Origin of the sequence: Fodinibius roseus (assembly GCF_900129315.1) — a bacterium.
Lineage (GTDB): Bacteria > Bacteroidota > Rhodothermia > Balneolales > Balneolaceae > Fodinibius > Fodinibius roseus.
The window spans coordinates 1-15,385 of the sequence record NZ_FQUS01000043.1 but is presented as its reverse complement, the minus strand read 5'-3'; the positions used below and the strand labels follow the sequence as shown (position 1 = coordinate 15,385).

Sequence of the window (15,385 nt, the reverse complement as noted above, 5' to 3'; positions counted from 1 at the left end):
TCTCATCTGGGCCCTCCCCGAAAGGACGGCCCGACAAGGGCTCGACGTGCGATCGTCTGTATATTCTACCCACTACTTTAAAGAACAAAAAATGCTGCCTGTTTTAGAAGACAGACTTCTAAGATAAGATTATTTTCCTATCCAAGCCAACAATTAAAATATTTATTTTGCAATTGCTGACCTTTTGTTTCGAAGCGGTGCAATGATAAAAACTTATTGGGAATAATCCAAAAAATATATCCTGTTTTGTCCACAGACTTTTGGAAAAAATATTGCTGCCAGCAAACACCCCTCAGAAAGCAAAATACTATTCTTCTTCCGAAGAATTATTTGCTGAAGTTTCTTTTTTTTCGTTGCCCGAACCTTCACTTTTTTCCGCCTCCGAGCGCTTCTCTGTTTTCGTTTGCGCATCTGAAGAAGAACTCTTCTTAGATCGGCCGGCACGACGTGTGCGTGTCTTCTTTTGAGTATTCTCAGGCTTGATGTCATTATAGTCGACAAGCTCGATAACGGCCATCTTGGCGCCATCTCCCGACCGGTTTCCGATCTTAATTACACGGGTATACCCGCCGGGGCGATCCTTCGCCTTTCGGGCCACCTCGTCAAAAAGATGGGAGACCGCCTGCTTGTCCTGCAATTTTGAAAAAACCTGTCGCCGGTTATGACCGGTATCTTCCTTCGCCTTGGTTATGATCGGCTCTACATAGGGACGAAGTTCTTTTGCCTTGGCTTCTGTGGTAACAATCCTATGCTCTTTGATAAGAGCCACCGAAAGCGAATTCAACGTCGCTTTACGATGGGAGGGCGTTCTGCTAAGTTTTCTTCCTTTAACTAAATGACGCATTACAATCTAATATCTTTATGAGTTATCTAAATACTTGCTTACATCCATACCAAAGTGAAGATCCTTGCCTTCAATAACCTCAACCAGCTCGGCTAATGATTTTTTACCAAAGTTTCTGAACTTAAGCAGATCTTGTTCATCACGGGTAACAAGTTCTCCAATGGTATTAATATTAGCTGATTTCAAGCAGTTATAGGAACGCACGCTTAAATTCAGATCTTCTATACTGGTCTTCAACAAGTTTTTGATGCGCTGTTTCTCAGCATCAACCTCTTCCTCTTCCTGGGTAAAGGGCTCATCAATCTCTTCGGTGATGAACTTCTCAATATGTTCTTTCAAAATCTTGCCGGCGATCGTAAGGGCTTCTTTCGAGTTTATGGATCCATCTGTAGTGATATCCATAACCAACTTTTCGTAGTCCGTGTGCTGTCCTACCCGTACGTTTTCCACATCAAACTGAACCTGCTTGATCGGGGTGTAGATCGCATCAATGGGAATAAGGTTGACATCTTCCGAGGTATCCACATTTTGCTCCTCTGCAGGCACGTATCCCCGTCCCCGTCCGAGACGAAGTTCTATCTCAAGATCGGCATCTTCCGAGAGCGTAGCAATCAACAAGTCAGGATTCAATACCTCGTAATCAGCCGTAGCCTCATTGATATCATGAGCGGTCAATTTGCCTTCTCCGGATTTGGAAATATGGACCACGCCGCTGCTTTGTTCAACTTGCTCAAAACGCACCTCTTTGAGATTCAGGATAATCTCATACACATCTTCTTTTACCCCGTCTATACTGGAGTATTCATGCTCCACTCCTTCAATTTTAATAGCATTAATGGCTATTCCGGGTAGAGAAGACAATAGAATCCGGCGAAACGAATTACCAACCGTAACACCGAAACCTCGTTCAAGTGGTTGCAAAATAAAGGTTCCAAACGTATCGCTTGCCTCTTTAACATCAAGAGGTTCAGGCATTTGTATGCTGTAGTTGCTCATAATAAATGCGTTATCGCACTAAATGATTAAAATTACTTAGAGTAAAGCTCAACAATGAGCTGTACATCAATATTTTCAGGTATCTCATCTATATCGGGCATATTCAGAAATTTTCCCGACATACTTTTCTTGTCAATCTCAACCCACTTGTACTTTGTAGTAGGTGCGTGCTGGAGTGAATCGTTTATGACATCCAGAGTTTTGGATTTCGGTCGCACGCTTACCACATCGCCAGGCTTAAGCTGATAGGAAGGAATATTCACCACCTCTCCATTCACCACAATATGTTTATGGCTTACCAGCTGACGTGCTTGCCGGCGTGTTCTTGCAAAGCCGAGACGATACACTGTATTATCCAACCGGCTCTCCAAATACTGCAGTAATATCTCACCGGTGACTCCTGTTTTGGCATTAGCTTTTTTAAACAGGTTAGAAAACTGCTTTTCCAACAACCCATAGGTGTACTTCGCCTTCTGCTTTTCTTCAAGCTGAATAGCATATTCCGATTTTCGGGAATAGCGAGACCGACCGTGCTGACCGGGGCCGTATGGTTTGCGTTCCAGTGCTTTACTGGGACCAAAAATAGGCTCCCTGAATCGTCTTGCTTTTTTTTGCTTTGGTCCTCTGTATCGTGCCATTTATTCAATTATGAATTTTGAATTTTGAATTTTGAATTACCTGCCCTTATATAGATAGGGCATTTTCAACAGAAACAGCTGTTCCTGTGTAATCCCAATTCAAAATTGAGTATTAAAATTATTAAACTCTTCGTCGCTTAGGCGGTCTGCACCCATTGTGCGGGATAGGTGTACGATCCTTAATAAATGTAACCTCAAGTCCGCTTGACGCCAGGGCTCGTACAGCCGCTTCTCGCCCGGATCCGGGTCCCTTTACAAACACTTCTACTCTGCGAAGCCCCATCTCATAGGCAGTTGTTGCTGCTGTTTCTGCACTCAGCTGAGCTGCATAAGGCGTATTTTTTCTGGATCCTTTAAATCCTTCCTTTCCGGCTGATGACCAGGAAATAGCATTACCGTCGGCATCAGTCACAGTAACCAGAATATTATTGAATGTGGCTTTAATAAAAACCATTCCATTCGGATCTGATAACTGGGATCTTTTTTTACGTTTTTTAGCCGGAGATCTTCGTTTTTTCTTTGCCATTTATTGTCTCACTACTTTTATTTTCTCGGAGCTGTTTTCTTACCTGCTACTGTACGGCGCTTCCCTTTTCGGGTACGGGCATTTGTCTGTGTATTCTGTCCGCGGACAGGCAGTCCTTTCCTATGCCGTGTTCCACGATAGGATCCAATCTCTATAAGACGACGAATATTAGTCTTTACTTCGCTTCGCAGATTACCTTCAACGGTATATTCGTTGTCGATTTTGCTGCGAAGTTCAGATACCTGTTCATCCGTCCAGTCTTTCACTTTGATATTGCGATCAATATCCAGCTCATCAAGTATCTCTTGAGCGGTAGACCGGCCAATACCAAATACATAGGTCAGTCCTATTTCGCCTCGCTTTTCTTTCGGTAAGTCAATTCCAGCAATTCTTGCCATTATTAATTTTGATTTTGAATTTTGAATTTTGGATCAAATACTCAAATACAGGTAGATCCTGTTAGCTATATCCGGCTGCCATTGCAACCGTTTATGTTATTTTGCACCGTCCATAATTCAAAACCTACAATTAGACATTTAAAATTACCCCTGCCGTTGCTTGTGGCGCGGGTTCTTTTTGTTAATTACATATACACGACCATTCCGTCGTACAATTTTATCGTCAGGACTTCTTTTTTTTACTGAAGATCGGGTCTTCATAATACTAAACTCGTTTAAATTGGAATTTATTTATATCGATACGTAATACGTCCCTTACTTAAATCATAAGGAGACATTTCCACGGCGACACGGTCACCGGGAAGAATCTTAATATAATACATTCTCATTTTTCCGGAAACATGAGCCAAAATCTCATGTCCGTTGTCAAGTTCGACGCGAAATTGTGCATTCGGCAACGCTTCAATAATTTCGCCGTCTTGCTTAATAGGCTCTTCTTTAGCCATCTGAAATATCTGCGTTTATTCGGTTTTTTGTTATCTCTCTAATATAATCAAAAGTACTTAGAATTTCAGCCTTTCCTTCACGCACTACAATATCATGCTCAAAATGTGCCGCCTTCTGTTTATCGGCCGTCACGACCGTCCAGCCGTCCTCAAGGGTCTGAACCTCATAGCTGCCCATCGTAATCATGGGTTCAACGGCGAGGGTCATACCGGAACGCAACCGACTTCCTCTTCCGGGCTTACCGAAATTTGGCACCGACGGGTCCTCATGGAGCGACTTTCCCAGACCGTGTCCTACCAGATCCCGGACTACGCCATAGCCTTCTGCTTCGCAATGCGTCTGTACGGCGTAAGCAATGTCACCTATTTTATTTCCATGAATAGCCTGGTCAATTCCCTTGTAGAGCGATTCAAGCGTAGTTCTGAGCAGTTGGATTGTTTCTGTTTCACATTCTCCAACAGCAAAGGTATAGGCGTGATCGCCGTAATATCCATTTTTTTCTACTCCACAATCAATGGAAACAATGTCACCTTCGTTCAGTTTTCGCTTCTCACTGGGAATCCCGTGGACCACTTCTTCATTTACTGAAATACAGAGCGTGCCAGGGAATTCATTGCCTTTGGGGCCATAACCTTTAAATGCAGGACGCGCATTATGCTTCCCTATAAAATCATCCGCAACCCGGTCCAGCTTCGCAGTGGTTACTCCCGGCTCAATATGCTTGGCCACTTCGGCCAGCGTGCGCGAAACAAGCTGCGCACTTGTGCGCATTTTTTCAATTTCTGATTCGCTTTTCAAGAAAATCATCCCGCTCTGCGCCGTCCTTTCATTTTACCGGTCTTCATAAATCCGTCGTAATGACGCATCATCAGATGACTTTCAATCTGCTGGAGCGTATCAATCGCAACTCCTACAATAATTAATAAGCTTGTGCCGCCATAAAACATTGCAAAGCCGGGCGTGACCCCCAACCGTGCGGCAAAAGCGGGTAAAATAGCTATAAATCCTAAGAAGATAGCCCCTGGAAGCGTCACTTTCGTCAAAATATTATCAATAAACTCAACGGTTTGGTTACCCGGACGAATACCGGGAATAAACCCACCCTGCCGTTTCATGGTATCAGCCATTTCGCGGGGATTAACCGTAATCGCCGTATAAAAATAGGTGAAGAACACACAGATAATAAAGAAAATAATAGAATAAGTAATGCCCGTAAAATCAGCGGACCACGCGGTTAGCATCTGGACCGTAGCATTTTCAGGGAAAAAAGTGCCGATCGTACTTGGAATAAACATAATCGATTGGGCAAAGATAATAGGCATAACCCCCGCCGCATTTACCTTCAACGGAAGATATTGCGTGGTCCCGCCGTAGACCTTGCGTCCCACCACCCGCTTCGCATACTGCACGGGAATCTTGCGTACTCCCTGTGTAAGCAAGACACAAAAGGCAATGACCAGGATCAGGGCCGCAATTTCAATGATCACAACAATAGCATTCGGGCTGGTACTCACCTCGTTCACCAGGCTCGCCGGAAGGGCGGCAATAATGCCAATCATAATAAGAATAGAAATACCATTCCCTATTCCACGGTCTGAAATACGCTCACCAAGCCACATGACAAAAGTCGTTCCGGCTGTCAGTACAATTACAGAGGTGAAAACAAACGTAACGTTACCCACAATAATAGCGTTGGGTGAGGTAGCCATCAAATTAATCGCAAAGCCGATCGCCTGAACAGCCGTAATACCTACCGTCCCATAACGGGTCAGGCGGTTTATTTTTCTTCGTCCGTCTTCTCCTTCGCGCTGCAATTTCTGAAAATAGGGAACAACGGCTCCCATCAGCTGAATGATAATTGCGGCCGTAATATAAGGCATAATACCCAATGCAAATACTCCTGCCCGAGAAAAGGCGCCTCCCACAAACATATCAAATAATCCAAGCAGACTGGAGGCGCCGCCCGTATCCTGCACCAGTGCGGAAGCATCCACACCGGGAAGGGTTACATGACTTCCCATACGGTATATCATGAGGATACCAACAACGTATAGGATGCGGTTTTTCAGCTCCTCAATTTTAAATATGTTGCGAAAATTTTCAACTAAACTCATTCAAAAAAGAGACTATATTAATTCTCAACAAACATTATGCTTCCGCCAGCATCTTCAACTTTCTTCCGGGCAGACTTACTGGCCTTATGCACTTCAATGGTAATTGAAGTTTCAATATCGCCATCTCCAAGAAGCTTCACAAGATCGCCCTTACCTGCAAGTCCCGCTTCTATGAGATCCTCCAGGCTGATCGAGGGATCTTCGAGCTTACCTGCTTCCAAAAACAGATCAATAGTGCCCACATTAACAGCCACATATTCCTTTCGGAAGCGGTTGTTAAAGCCCCATTTGGGTATACGCCGCTGAAGGGGCATCTGTCCCCCCTCAAACCAGAACCGTTCTTTAAAACCACTTCGGGCACGTTGTCCGTTATGCCCTTTTCCTACGGTATGACCTCCACGTCCGGAACCTTGTCCACGGCCAATACGCTTGGCTTTTTTCTGATTTGGTTCAGGAGCTTTTAAATTGCTTAAATCCATTATACTGTAACCCTGTTAGTTCCTTAAATAAATTAGCCTTCAAACACCTTATTCAGCGAAACACCTCTTCGCTGTGCTACTTCAACCGGGTCGGTCAAATTTTTCAGTCCGTTATAGGTCGCTTTCACCATGTTATGGGGATTCGAAGACCCCACAGATTTTGTGAGGATATTCTGAAGTCCGGCTATATCAAGCAGTGCCTTTACCGGTCCCCCCGCAATAACGCCCGTACCTTCGGAGGCAGGTCGAAGCAATACCTTGCCAGCCCCCTCTTTACCGGTAATTGTATGGTATATACTCCCGGTCTTGGTCATGGGAACCCTGATTAAATTCTTTTTCGCATTATCAAAGCCTTTTTGAATGGCATCTGATACTTCGTTTGCCTTCCCCAAGCCATGTCCTACAACACCATCCTTGTTACCAACAACCACAATGGCATTGAAGCTAAACCGGCGTCCACCTTTCACAACCTTCGAAACCCGGTTAATGTGAACGAGTTTCTCTTCCAGATTTAAGTTCTTGGGAGCTACGTTATGTCGTCTTCTTATTTTAGGCATAATAATTCTGTTTAAAAGTCTAATCCGCCTTCGCGAGCACCCTCTGCGAGTGCTTTAATTACTCCGTGATATTTATATCCGCTGCGATCGAAGACCGCTTTATCAATTCCTTTCTCTTCAGCAAGCTCGGCCAAATGGTTGCCAACAACGGCAGCCGATTCTTTTTTGGCCTTCCCTTCGATCTCATCGGCAATCTCATTGCTTTGGGTCGAAGCAGCAACAAGCGTCTGTCCCGTCAAGTCATCGACCAACTGAGCATACACATGCTTATTGCTTTTGTTGACGCTCAATCGGGGACGTTCTGCCGTACCGCGAATTGTTGCACGGATGCGTCGTCGTATTTTATCTCGGCGTAACCGTTTTTTTGTTGTCTTATCCATTGTATAATTCTAATTAAGCTTTAGCAGCAGATTTGCCGGCTTTTCTTCGGACCCACTCATCGACATACCGTATACCTTTGCCATTGTATGGCTCCGGAGGACGTAGGGACCGAATTTTAGCGGCAACCTGGCCAACCAATTCTTTATTAATACCAGATACTATAATCATTGGGTTTTTCCGACTCTTCGTATCAACCTCGAGATCAACCCCATCGGGCGCTACGAAATAAATCGGGTGAGAAAATCCAAGCGTCATTTGGAGCACCCCGTTACTCAGGGAAGCCCGGTAACCCACTCCGATAATCTCCAGCTCTTTTTTATATCCTTCCGATACTCCCTGGACCATATTTCCAATCAGGGATCGATAGAGTCCATGCAGTGCAGGTCGGTTATTTTTATCAGAGCTGCGACTTACAATAAGTTCGCCATCTTTTTTTTCAATACTGATGCTGCTGTCAACTTTTAATGTATCACTGCCTTTCTCACCTTTAATAGTGATTACATTATCAGCATCTATACTGAATTCAACATCATCTTTTAATTCAATCGGCTGGTTTCCGATACGAGACATAATTCTAATCCTTTATTTTTAATAAATAGAGCACAATATTTCGCCGCCCACCTTAAGCTTGCGGGCTTCCTTATCTGTCATGACCCCGCGAGAGGTAGACAGTACGACTATACCCAAACCGTTAAGCGCCCTGGGAATTTCATCAGAGCTGCAATACTCCCGGAGGCCCGGTTTGGAACGACGCTTCATTTTCTTAATCACCGGATGCCCGTAGGAATCATACTTGAGAAACAGGCGCAATACCCCCTGCTTTCCGTCGTCGATATTGATATATTTATTGATATACCCCTTGTCCAGGAGAATTTTCGTCATGGCACGCTTCAGCTTGGATGCCGGAATATCGACCCGGCGATGTCCTGCCCGCTGAGCGTTTCTAATTCGTGTTAAATAATCTGAAATTGGATCAAACATAAAAGTACTTCGTTAGATTGTTACCAGCTTGCCTTTCGGATGCCGGGAATTTTCCCCTCAAGTGCAAGTTCTCGAAATTTAATACGCGAAATGCCATACTTCCGTATATAGCCCCGGGAACGCCCCGTTAAACTGCAACGGTTATTTACGCGCGTCGGGCTCGCATCGCGGGGAAGCTTCTGGAGCTCTTCCCACTTGCCTTCTTCCTTCAGCTTCCTTCGCTTTTCAGCGTACTTCTTTACTGTTCGTTTTCGTTTTTTATTGCGTGCTATCCAGGCTGCTTTTGCCATAATACTATGCGTCTATAATTTAATTTCGTTTCTGAAACGGCATACCAAATTCTTTCAACAGAGCATATGCTTCTTCGTCAGTTTCTGCTGAGGTTACAAAGGTTATATCCAACCCATGTATTTCGTCCACTTCATCGGTATTGATTTCCGGGAATATAGTATGCTCTTTAATCCCGAGCGTATAGTTTCCACGCCCGTCAAAACTACGGTCCGGAACGCCCCGGAAGTCGCGGGTTCGCGGTAATGCCAGGTTAATCAGGCGATCCAGAAATTCGTACATCTGCCTCTTGCGCAACGTAACTTTACAACCGATCGGCATTCCTTTTCGAGTTTTGAAATTCGAAATAGATTTTTTTGCCTTGGTCGTTACCGGATGCTGGCCGGCAATCTTAGCTACATTTTCCACTACCGTGTCTAACCGTTTTTCATTTTCTACGGCCTCGCCGACACCACAGTTAATTACTATCTTTTTAAGCTTTGGAACAGCCATAATATTGTCGTATTCAAACTGTTCGTCCAGCTTCGAAATAATATCGTCTTTGTATTCGGTATAAAGTCTTGCTTCAGCCATTCTCTAATTACTTCTTATTTATCAATAATCTCGCCACTGTTCTTGGCATAACGTACCCATCGTCCGCCGCCATCTTCCTCAATTCGCTTGCGACCTATCCGGGTTGGTTCTCCGGTGGATGGGTCAATCACCATCACATTCGATATATGGATCGCCACCTCGCGTTCAATACGTCCCCCCTGGGGATTTTCCTGGGTGGGTTTGTCGTGATGGACTCTCATGTTAACACCTTCTACCAACACACGTTCTTTGGCTGGGAATACAGCTAACACGCGACCTTCCTTTCCTTTCTCGTTACCGGCGATAACTTTGACATTATCGCCTTTTTTGACGTGTAGTTTCTTCTGTCTGTTATTCTTACGTGGCATAATCAAATTCTGTTTTTAAAGCACTTCCGGCGCAAGCGAGACAATGCGCATATAATTTCTTTCGCGCAGTTCCCGCGCAACAGGTCCGAAGATACGAGTTCCTATCGGTTCACTTTCTTTGTTAATAATAACCGCTGCATTTTCGTCGAACCGGATATAGCTGCCGTCATTTCTGCGAATTTCTTTCTTTGTTCGTACGATTACTGCATTCACGACCTCCCCTTTTTTAACATTACCTCCGGGAATAGCCGTCTTTACAGAACATGAAATTAAATCACCAATACTTGCATACCGGCGCTTGGAATCACCGAGAACTTTAATACACTGCAGTTCCCGGGCACCACTATTGTCGGCAACTTGTAATCTTGTCTGAGCTTGTACCATTGCTAATTTTATCCGTTATTTTGCGCGTTCAATAATTTCTACAAGGCGCCAAGTTTTACGCTTCGAAAGCGGGCGGGTAGACATTATTTGCACAACATCTCCTTCATTGGCTTCATTTTCTTCGTCATGAGCCAAATACTTGGTCGTTTTCGTAATAAATTTTCCGTATATCGCGTGTTTTACTTTTCGATCCACCGCCACAGTAATGGTTTTATCCATTCTGTTGCTTACCACGCGACCGGTTCGTTCTCTTCGTTGTACTCGTTCAGTTTGTGCCATAATTCAACTATTCAGCACCTTCTTGTTCTTTTTCAGTAATAATCGTATGCAGACGAGCAATTTCTCGTCGGGTCATCGGTACACGAGCAGGATTTTCAAGCTGTCCTGCTATTGCGCGATTGAACTTCATATCCTGCAATGCTTGCTTTTCGTCTTCAAGCCGTGCTTTAAGTTCGGTAATTGTCAGTTCTCTGAGTTCGTGTGCTTTCATGCGTCTCGGGTAATACCTTTGAAATTAAGATCCGTCATAATCACGACGAACAATAAATTTCGTTTTAATGGGAAGTTTATAATCGGCACGGCGCATAGCCTCGCGAGCCAACTCAAGGGGTACACCGGCAATTTCAAATAGAATTCTTCCCGGTTTAACGACCGCAACATATTCTTCAACAGCCCCCTTGCCTTTACCCATTCGGGTTTCAGCAGGCTGAGCAGTTTTGGGCATATCCGGGAAAATACGGATCCAGGTCTGACCATCACGCTGCAACTGACGGGCAATTGCAATCCGGCACGATTCAATTTGCCGGGAGGTGATGTACTTGGGCTCTAACGCCTTCAGACCAAAATCGCCGTGGGCCAGAGTGTGGCCTCGCTGGGCGGTGCCTTTAAGGCTTCTGCGATGCTGCCGGCGTCGTTTAACGCGTTTTGGTTCAAGCATGATCTATAATTTTACAGTATTTATGACTTTAATTTCTTCGTTTTCTGCGCGAACGTCGTTTTCCTCCCCGACGTCCCTTTGAATCATCTTTCTGCTGGCTGTGTGCATCTCCGGGCGTCAATTCAATATCCCCAAGCACCTCACCTTTAAAGATCCAAACGGTTACCCCGATGGACCCGTAAATGGTATTTGCAGTCGTATTATTATAATCAATATCCGCACGCAGTGTATGCAGCGGTACGCGCCCCTCGTGATACTGTTCGGTCCGTGCCATTTCAGAACCGCCCAGACGTCCCGCGCAACGAATCTTTATTCCTTCCGCCCCCATACGCATAGCAGACGAGATGGCCGTTTTCATAGCACGGCGGAATGAAATCCGGGCTTCCAGCTGCTGCGCAATATTCTGCGCAACCAGGCTGGCGTCGGTTTCGGGCCGCTTAATTTCACTTACGTTTATTTGAACTTCCTTACTGGTAATTTTTCTCAACTCTTCGCGGAGCAGTTCAATCTGCTCACCGCCTTTCCCGATAATAACACCGGGTCGGCTGGTTTTAAGAGTAAGAAGTATACGTTTCGGTGTGCGCTCGATAATAACGCGCGACAACCCGCCATTCTGAAGACGTGTATGCAGATATTCACGCAACTTCGTGTCTTCATATAAAATTTCGGGTTCATTCTCTTCGGAATACCAGTTGGAATCCCAACCTCGAATGATACCGAGCCTTAAACCTACCGGATGTGATTTCTGTCCCAAGGTATTGTCGTTTATTAATTAACTAATTCTTCTTCTTTTTTTGCCACAGTTACATTGATGTGGCAGCTACGTTTGCGAATCTGATGGGCGCGGCCCATCGGTGCCGGCTGTATACGCTTCAGGGTGGCTCCTTCGTTCACAAAAATTTCTTTGATATACAGGTCTTCATTATCAAGCCTTGCTTCCTGAAACTTATCGCGAATATTAGCTGCAGCCGATTTAATTACTTTTGCGACATCAGGGGCGGTTGCCTTATTCGTAAACTCAAGCCGTTTCAGAGCTTTGGCAACATTTTCACCCCGTACGGCGTCAGCTACCAGGCGGACCTTGCGCGGTGCCTTTCGCAGATGTTTCTGAATCGCTCGTGCTTCCATGTTTTCTTCAGCCATAATAATTCCTTATTGTCCTGGTTTTCTGGGTGCTTCTCGGGTTTTTGTCTTTTCTGGATGGCCCCGGAATGTCCGTGTGGGTGCAAACTCACCCAACTTATGACCAACCATATCTTCCGTGATAAACACGGGAATAAATTGCTTCCCATTGTGAACGGCAATCGTCAAGCCTACAAAATCCGGCGTGACCATAGAGCTGCGCGACCAGGTTTTGATGACATTCTTCTTGCCGCTTTCATTCATTGCATCGATCTTACGCTGTAACTTGTAATATACGTAAGGTCCTTTTCTGAGCGATCTTGGCATAGCTAATTACTTTTTAGACTTTTTACGACTTCGGACAATATAGCGATTCGAAAGCTTCTTGCGTTTTCTGGTCTTTAATCCTTTTGAAGACTGTCCCCATGGCGAACGCGGGTGTCCTCCTGACGCTTTACCTTCGCCACCACCCATCGGGTGATCTACCGGGTTCATGGCAACACCGCGGGTTTGCGGACGTCTTCCCTTCCAGCGGCTTCGACCCGCTTTACCGACCGTTGTATTGAAGTGGTCGGGATTGCTGGTGGTGCCCACGGTAGCAAAACACGTTCCCAAAATCATTCGAACCTCACCGGACGGGAGCTTAACCGTAACATACTTATCGGTCTTGGCCACCATCTGTGCAGCTGTACCCGCACTTCTGCAAAGCTGGGCTCCTTTGCCCGGATTCAGCTCAATATTATGAATAAAGGTGCCGGGAGGCATATTTTTCATCGGCATCGCATTCCCTTCATCCGGTTCAATAACAGATTCACTACTGATAATCGTATCTCCAACCTCCAGTTCATCAGGAGCAATGATATAGCGCTTTTCGCCGTCAGCATAGGCAACAAGTGCAATGCGCGCAGATCGATTAGGATCATACTCGATGGTCTGAATCTTAGCCGGGATATCATGCTTGTCCCGTTTAAAATCGATCAAGCGATATCGCCGCTTATGTCCCCCGCCCCGGTGACGGGAAGTCATACGCCCCTGCCTGTTGCGGCCGCCCGACTGACCTTTGCCTTTTACCAGGCGTTTGACCGTCGGTTTGCTCACCGTCACATCATCAAACTGAGGCGCCGTTCTATGCCGCGATCCGGGTGTTGTTGGGTTTAATTTCTTCGTAGCCATTGAACTATTGCTTTCTAAATTTCACTAAAGAAGTCTATCTCACCTTCTTTAAGCGTTACAATTGCTTTTTTCCAAACTTTGGCCCGACCCTCGATATAACCGCTTTGCGTAAATCGGCCCTTAGGCTTTGAAGGCATAATCATCGTGTTGACTTTTCCAACCTTCACCTCAGGGTACCGCTGCTGTACGGCTTTCTTGATCTCCGGTTTGCTCGCATACTTGTCAACCTTAAAAGCGTATTTGCCTTCAGCCTGAAGTCGGGTCAATTTCTCCGTAATTAATGGTTTCTTCAATACTTCACTCATGCTTCAACCTCCTCCACAGGTTCAATAGATCCTTGCAAAACATCCACTGCGCTATCCTGGATCAAAATGACGTCTGCATCCAAAATCTGATAGGTTGTGGGTTTATTTGCTTCAAGCACCTTTACATTAGGAATATTACGTGCTGATTTATAAATAATCTTGTCCGTTTCGGCCGTCAACAGGAGTACCTTCTTGGTTTCGACCTCCAGGCCTTTCAGGATATCAACCACTTTTCGTGTTTTGGGCTCATCAAAACTGAAATCATCGATAATTTTGATCGCCTCCTCCCCGGCCTTTATAGACAATGCTGACTTGCGAGCCAGTTGCCGGGATTTTTTCGACATCCGGAACGAATAATCACGTGGCTTGGGTCCGAACACTGTTCCACCGCCCTTTAACAAAGGAGATCGAATAGAACCGCGACGGGCCTGTCCCGTCCCTTTCTGGCGATAGGCCTTTCGCCCGCCACCGCGCACTTCACCGCGCTCTTTTGTTTTGTGCGTTCCCTGGCGCTGATTCGCCATATACCGGCGAACATCCTCATAAATAACGGTTTCATTAGGCTCTATGGAAAAAATGGACTCCGCCAGCTCAGCCTCATTACCGCTATCTGTACCTTCAGTTGTATAAATCGGAAGCTTCATTTCAATTTATCTATCGATTGTAAATTTCTACAAAACGTCCATTGGGACCGGGAACTGATCCGGTCACCATCATCAAGTTCGATTCAGCAAAAATCTTTGCTACCGTCAAATTCTTGATTTTTGTTCGCTCATTGCCACTGCGTCCGGCCATTTTCATGCCCGGGAATACCCGCGATGGGTCCGACGCCTGTCCAATAGAACCGGGATGCCGCTGCCGGTTATGCTGGCCGTGAGTGGCCTCACCGACACCGCTAAAATTATACCGTTTTACCACGCCGGTAAAGCCTTTGCCTTTTGTGACGCCGGTCACATCAACGCTCTCACCGACCGTAAAGACATCTTCAATATTAAGCTCATCTCCCACCTCAAAGCCTTCCGGTAGAAAATCCCTGAATTCCTTCACATACTTTTTCGGTGTTGTCCCGGCTTTATCGAAATGACCCAAGAGCGGTTTGGAAACATTTTTGGCTTTCTTGTCAAAAGCAGCGAGCTGTACTGCTTCATAACCATCTGTTTCCGTCGTCTTGATCTGTGTAATGACACAGGGTTCCACTTCGATAACCGTTACCGCATAATTGCGGCCGTCATCGTCGAAGACATTGGTCATTCCGACTTTTTTTCCTATTAAACCACTACTCATAACTTAATTGCTCCTTTCGAGATTGTTTAAAACCTGCGTAATCCTGCAATGAGCGATTACACTTTAATTTCTACGTCTACCCCAGAGGGCAACTCCAGCTTCATCAAGGCATCGACGGTTTGTGAACCGGTCGACAGAATATCTATCAAACGCTTATGCGATCGATATTCGAACTGTTCACGGGCTTTCTTATTTACATGGGGACCTCGAAGCACCGTAATAATATTTTTCTTCGTAGGAAGCGGTATCGGCCCCGATACCACTGCTCCTGTTGATTTTACAGTCTGAATTATCTTTTCAGCCGACTTATCGATCAAGTTATGATCGTACGACTTTAACTTAATTCTAATTTTTTGTTGTGTAGCCACAGCTTATGATCTTTCATTGAGCAGTGATGCCATTTACAGTTTCATCATGGCATCACTCAACTATATTTCTATTCAATAATATCGGTTACCACGCCGGCCCCGACAGTGCGGCCGCCTTCGCGGATCGCAAACCGCAGCCCCTCTTCCATGGCCACCGGCTGG

Annotated in this window: 30 protein-coding genes; all 30 read right to left on the bottom strand. The window is 45.4% G+C overall.

What is annotated here, in order from left to right:
• Nucleotides 1–307: 307 nt before the first annotated feature.
• A complete protein-coding gene (rplQ, locus tag BUB16_RS22335) occupies nt 308–844 on the bottom strand; it encodes a 50S ribosomal protein L17 (protein WP_073068635.1) in 537 nt (178 codons plus the stop codon).
• A gap of 15 nt (nt 845–859) precedes the next feature.
• Nucleotides 860–1,840: a DNA-directed RNA polymerase subunit alpha gene (locus BUB16_RS20495; RefSeq protein ID WP_073068633.1), complete on the bottom strand. Its 981-nt coding sequence runs from the start codon at nt 1,838–1,840 to the stop codon at nt 860–862.
• 32 nt (nt 1,841–1,872) lie between these two features.
• The gene (gene rpsD, locus BUB16_RS20490; RefSeq protein ID WP_073068631.1) at nt 1,873–2,478 is read right to left on the bottom strand and encodes a 30S ribosomal protein S4; all 606 of its coding nucleotides are present in this window, start codon (nt 2,476–2,478) and stop codon (nt 1,873–1,875) included.
• 121 nt (nt 2,479–2,599) lie between these two features.
• The gene (gene rpsK, locus BUB16_RS20485) at nt 2,600–3,004 is read right to left on the bottom strand and encodes a 30S ribosomal protein S11 (protein ID WP_073068629.1); all 405 of its coding nucleotides are present in this window, start codon (nt 3,002–3,004) and stop codon (nt 2,600–2,602) included.
• Nucleotides 3,005–3,021: 17 nt separating this feature from the next.
• Entirely contained in the window at nt 3,022–3,402 is a 381-nt protein-coding gene (gene rpsM / locus BUB16_RS20480) for a 30S ribosomal protein S13 (RefSeq protein ID WP_073068626.1), read from the bottom strand.
• A gap of 144 nt (nt 3,403–3,546) precedes the next feature.
• A complete protein-coding gene (rpmJ, locus tag BUB16_RS20475) occupies nt 3,547–3,663 on the bottom strand; it encodes a 50S ribosomal protein L36 (RefSeq protein ID WP_073068624.1) in 117 nt (38 codons plus the stop codon).
• Nucleotides 3,664–3,689: 26 nt separating this feature from the next.
• Nucleotides 3,690–3,908 (bottom strand): translation initiation factor IF-1, encoded by a 219-nt coding sequence (infA, locus tag BUB16_RS20470; RefSeq protein WP_073068622.1) that lies wholly within the window; start codon nt 3,906–3,908, stop codon nt 3,690–3,692.
• Complete coding sequence (map, locus tag BUB16_RS20465) at nt 3,901–4,716, bottom strand: type I methionyl aminopeptidase (protein WP_073068620.1); 816 nt, start codon at nt 4,714–4,716, stop codon at nt 3,901–3,903. Before map ends, infA begins: the two co-directional genes overlap by 8 nt.
• Nucleotides 4,713–6,023 carry a preprotein translocase subunit SecY gene (gene secY, locus BUB16_RS20460; protein WP_073068618.1) on the bottom strand — a complete coding sequence of 437 codons (1,311 nt, stop codon included), beginning with the start codon at nt 6,021–6,023 and terminating at the stop codon, nt 4,713–4,715. The genes map and secY overlap by 4 nt, the downstream gene beginning before the upstream one ends.
• A 17-nt stretch (nt 6,024–6,040) precedes the next feature.
• Nucleotides 6,041–6,502, bottom strand: coding sequence for a 50S ribosomal protein L15 (rplO, locus tag BUB16_RS20455; RefSeq protein WP_073068616.1), 462 nt, complete (start codon nt 6,500–6,502; stop codon nt 6,041–6,043).
• 32 nt (nt 6,503–6,534) lie between these two features.
• The gene (gene rpsE / locus BUB16_RS20450; RefSeq protein WP_073068614.1) at nt 6,535–7,059 is read right to left on the bottom strand and encodes a 30S ribosomal protein S5; all 525 of its coding nucleotides are present in this window, start codon (nt 7,057–7,059) and stop codon (nt 6,535–6,537) included.
• An 11-nt stretch (nt 7,060–7,070) separates the two neighbouring features.
• A complete protein-coding gene (gene rplR, locus BUB16_RS20445) occupies nt 7,071–7,439 on the bottom strand; it encodes a 50S ribosomal protein L18 (protein WP_073068612.1) in 369 nt (122 codons plus the stop codon).
• Nucleotides 7,440–7,452: 13 nt separating this feature from the next.
• A complete protein-coding gene (rplF, locus tag BUB16_RS20440; RefSeq protein ID WP_073068610.1) occupies nt 7,453–8,010 on the bottom strand; it encodes a 50S ribosomal protein L6 in 558 nt (185 codons plus the stop codon).
• A gap of 18 nt (nt 8,011–8,028) precedes the next feature.
• Entirely contained in the window at nt 8,029–8,421 is a 393-nt protein-coding gene (gene rpsH, locus BUB16_RS20435; protein WP_073068608.1) for a 30S ribosomal protein S8, read from the bottom strand.
• Between the two features lie 20 nt (nt 8,422–8,441).
• Entirely contained in the window at nt 8,442–8,711 is a 270-nt protein-coding gene (gene rpsN / locus BUB16_RS20430; RefSeq protein ID WP_073068606.1) for a 30S ribosomal protein S14, read from the bottom strand.
• A 19-nt stretch (nt 8,712–8,730) separates the two neighbouring features.
• Nucleotides 8,731–9,282: a 50S ribosomal protein L5 gene (gene rplE / locus BUB16_RS20425; protein ID WP_073068605.1), complete on the bottom strand. Its 552-nt coding sequence runs from the start codon at nt 9,280–9,282 to the stop codon at nt 8,731–8,733.
• A 14-nt stretch (nt 9,283–9,296) separates the two neighbouring features.
• The gene (gene rplX, locus BUB16_RS20420) at nt 9,297–9,650 is read right to left on the bottom strand and encodes a 50S ribosomal protein L24 (RefSeq protein WP_073068603.1); all 354 of its coding nucleotides are present in this window, start codon (nt 9,648–9,650) and stop codon (nt 9,297–9,299) included.
• 15 nt (nt 9,651–9,665) lie between these two features.
• Nucleotides 9,666–10,034: a 50S ribosomal protein L14 gene (rplN, locus tag BUB16_RS20415; protein WP_073068601.1), complete on the bottom strand. Its 369-nt coding sequence runs from the start codon at nt 10,032–10,034 to the stop codon at nt 9,666–9,668.
• A gap of 15 nt (nt 10,035–10,049) precedes the next feature.
• On the bottom strand, nt 10,050–10,313 hold the full coding sequence (rpsQ, locus tag BUB16_RS20410) for a 30S ribosomal protein S17 (RefSeq protein ID WP_073068598.1): 264 nt from the start codon (nt 10,311–10,313) through the stop codon (nt 10,050–10,052).
• A 7-nt stretch (nt 10,314–10,320) separates the two neighbouring features.
• The gene (gene rpmC, locus BUB16_RS20405; protein WP_073068596.1) at nt 10,321–10,524 is read right to left on the bottom strand and encodes a 50S ribosomal protein L29; all 204 of its coding nucleotides are present in this window, start codon (nt 10,522–10,524) and stop codon (nt 10,321–10,323) included.
• Between the two features lie 24 nt (nt 10,525–10,548).
• Nucleotides 10,549–10,971 (bottom strand): 50S ribosomal protein L16, encoded by a 423-nt coding sequence (gene rplP / locus BUB16_RS20400; protein WP_073068594.1) that lies wholly within the window; start codon nt 10,969–10,971, stop codon nt 10,549–10,551.
• A 28-nt stretch (nt 10,972–10,999) separates the two neighbouring features.
• The gene (rpsC, locus tag BUB16_RS20395) at nt 11,000–11,725 is read right to left on the bottom strand and encodes a 30S ribosomal protein S3 (protein WP_073068592.1); all 726 of its coding nucleotides are present in this window, start codon (nt 11,723–11,725) and stop codon (nt 11,000–11,002) included.
• Between the two features lie 14 nt (nt 11,726–11,739).
• Nucleotides 11,740–12,114, bottom strand: a complete 375-nt coding sequence (gene rplV / locus BUB16_RS20390; protein ID WP_073068590.1) for a 50S ribosomal protein L22 — start codon at nt 12,112–12,114, stop codon at nt 11,740–11,742.
• A 9-nt stretch (nt 12,115–12,123) separates the two neighbouring features.
• A complete protein-coding gene (rpsS, locus tag BUB16_RS20385) occupies nt 12,124–12,420 on the bottom strand; it encodes a 30S ribosomal protein S19 (protein WP_073068588.1) in 297 nt (98 codons plus the stop codon).
• A gap of 6 nt (nt 12,421–12,426) precedes the next feature.
• Nucleotides 12,427–13,266 carry a 50S ribosomal protein L2 gene (gene rplB, locus BUB16_RS20380; RefSeq protein WP_073068586.1) on the bottom strand — a complete coding sequence of 280 codons (840 nt, stop codon included), beginning with the start codon at nt 13,264–13,266 and terminating at the stop codon, nt 12,427–12,429.
• Between the two features lie 14 nt (nt 13,267–13,280).
• Complete coding sequence (rplW, locus tag BUB16_RS20375; protein ID WP_073068584.1) at nt 13,281–13,571, bottom strand: 50S ribosomal protein L23; 291 nt, start codon at nt 13,569–13,571, stop codon at nt 13,281–13,283.
• Nucleotides 13,568–14,215, bottom strand: a complete 648-nt coding sequence (gene rplD, locus BUB16_RS20370; protein ID WP_073068583.1) for a 50S ribosomal protein L4 — start codon at nt 14,213–14,215, stop codon at nt 13,568–13,570. The genes rplW and rplD overlap by 4 nt, the downstream gene beginning before the upstream one ends.
• A 10-nt stretch (nt 14,216–14,225) precedes the next feature.
• The gene (rplC, locus tag BUB16_RS20365) at nt 14,226–14,855 is read right to left on the bottom strand and encodes a 50S ribosomal protein L3 (RefSeq protein WP_073068581.1); all 630 of its coding nucleotides are present in this window, start codon (nt 14,853–14,855) and stop codon (nt 14,226–14,228) included.
• A 56-nt stretch (nt 14,856–14,911) separates the two neighbouring features.
• Nucleotides 14,912–15,223, bottom strand: a complete 312-nt coding sequence (gene rpsJ / locus BUB16_RS20360; protein ID WP_073068579.1) for a 30S ribosomal protein S10 — start codon at nt 15,221–15,223, stop codon at nt 14,912–14,914.
• 68 nt (nt 15,224–15,291) lie between these two features.
• A partial coding sequence (locus BUB16_RS20355; protein ID WP_139240335.1) for an EF-Tu C-terminal domain-related protein occupies nt 15,292–15,385 on the bottom strand: 94 nt, incomplete at its 5' end.